The organism is Brevundimonas sp. CURTG3B2_SDJG (assembly GCF_057364705.1).
On sequence record NZ_JBNFOJ010000417.1, the window covers coordinates 1 to 1,941 of the forward strand.

General features: G+C 70.5%; 3 protein-coding genes. All 3 read right to left on the reverse strand.

The genetic code is table 11. The features are described from left to right. Positions 1 to 84: 84 nt before the first annotated feature. Positions 85 to 546 (reverse strand): MaoC family dehydratase, encoded by a 462-nt coding sequence (locus AC2W7C_RS17295; RefSeq protein WP_486002474.1) that lies wholly within the window; start codon positions 544 to 546, stop codon positions 85 to 87. Positions 547 to 850: 304 nt separating this feature from the next. Next, complete coding sequence (locus AC2W7C_RS17300) at positions 851 to 1,735, reverse strand: TIGR01459 family HAD-type hydrolase (protein WP_486002475.1); 885 nt, start codon at positions 1,733 to 1,735, stop codon at positions 851 to 853. Next, positions 1,732 to 1,941: hypothetical protein (locus tag AC2W7C_RS17305; RefSeq protein WP_486002476.1), on the reverse strand; the 210-nt coding region annotated here is incomplete at its 5' end. The genes AC2W7C_RS17305 and AC2W7C_RS17300, both read right to left, overlap by 4 nt.

The following is a 1,941-nucleotide window of genomic DNA, read 5'->3' on the forward strand; positions in this document are numbered from 1 at the left end:
GATGGACGCCGTCGAAGGCGCCGATGGCGACGGACGCGCCCCGGTGTTCGGGCGGCAGGCCGCGCCAGTCGCGGACGATCGGGATCAACGCGCGGACGGCTTGCGGCGGCGAGGCACGCGGACGACGGCGATGCCGTCCATGATCAGCTTGCCGTCGACGAAGCCCTCGCAGTTCAGCTCGACGCGGGCGCTTTCCTGATCCACCGACAGGACGGTGATGCGGATCGTGACGACGTCGTCGATGCGGACCGGCAGGTGGAAGGCCAGGGTCTGGGAGACGTAGATCGAGCCGGCGCCGGGCAGGATGGTGCCGACGACCGCCGAGCCGAACGAGGCGGACAGCAGGCCGTGGGCGATCCGGCCGCGATAAGCGGTCCTGGAGGCGAAGGCCTCGTCCAGATGGACCGGGTTGAAGTCGTCCGAGGCCTCGGCGAACAGGCGGATGCGCTCCTCGGTGACGTGGACCACCTTCTCGGCGGCCATGCCGGCGTGGAGCTCGTCCAGGATGTAACCGCCCGAGGGGTGCGTCGTGACCAGATCTGTCATTTGGGGGGTGTTACGCGGGTGAGTGGCTAGTGGCTAGTGGCTAGGTTCGATCGACATTCAGTCGATGAACCTTGTTTCCGTCATGGCCGGGCTTGTCCCGGCCATCCAGGATCACGATCGGGGCCCTTGGAGGTCTCGACCTCCGCCTTTCGTGTTCATGGATTCCCGGCACAGGGCCGGGAATGACGGGTTTGAATGTCGATCGAACCTAGTGATTAGTGAGGCCCCGTGTGAATCAACCCCTCCGGCCGGTGCGACGTGATCGGAGCTGTCGTCCACTCGCCACTCGCCACTCGCCACGACCTCACCACGCCAGATCGAGCATGGCGTGGCGGGCGTAGGTCGTTTCCGCCCTGAGCAGGTCGGCGGCCCTGGCGGGGTCGAGGCGGCCGTCTGGGCCCTTGGCCTGGTCGCCGTGGATGCCCTGGGCGATGAACAGGCAGTCCAGGCCCTGCTTGTTGGCGCCCAGGACGTCGGTGACGACGCCGTCGCCGATGCACAGGACGCGGGAGCGGTCCACCGGCCGGCCCAACAGGCCCGCGGCCTCCTTCAGCGCCAGGTCGTAGATCGGGCCGAAGGGCTTGCCGGCCATGGTCACGCGGCCGCCGAGGCTTTCGTAGAGGTCGGCCAGGGCGCCGCCGCAGTAGATCAGCTTGTCGCCGCGCTGAACGACGCGGTCGGGATTGGCGCAGATCAGCTCCAGGTCGCGCGCCGCGCCGGCGGCGAGGCGGTCGCGGTAGTCGTCGGGCGTCTCGGTCTCGTCGTCGACCGGGCCGGTGACGGAGATGAAGGCGGCGTCTTCGGCGCCCTGAGCGAGGTCGAGGCCCAGGCCGTCGTAGAGCGGCCAGTCGCGGTCCGGGCCGATGATCCAGGCCGGGCCGGGCGCGCGTCGGGCCAGTTCGGCGCGGGTGGCGTCGCCCGAGGTGACGAAGGCGCGCCAGCTGTCGCGGGGCACGCCCAGACGATCCAGCTGGGCGACGACGTCGTGGGACGGCCGGGGCGAGTTGGAGATCAGGACGACGTGGCGAGGTCCGGTGGGGCCGGCCTCGCGGTTGAAACGGGCGAGGGCCTCGCAGGCGTCGGGCCAGCTTTCGCGGCCGTTGTGGATCACGCCCCAGACGTCGCAGAGCAGGATGTCGTAGTCCCCGGCGATCTCGCCGAGGCCGGAAAGGGCGTGGGGGAGGGTCATGGGCCGGAGATAGCGGGTTCGGCGCCGGGGGAGAAGGGCGGGGCGGCGGTCTCTTCGGCTTCTCGGGCCGTGATCTCGGCCGCCAGGGCGTCGAGCCGTTTCAGCAGGTCGCGACGCCGGGCCTCCTCGTCGGCCGCGTCGGAGGGGTTCGCCGTCCGCCGCCCGTCGCCGTTCGGCCATGCGGGCGTAGGAGTCCGCCAGGGCGG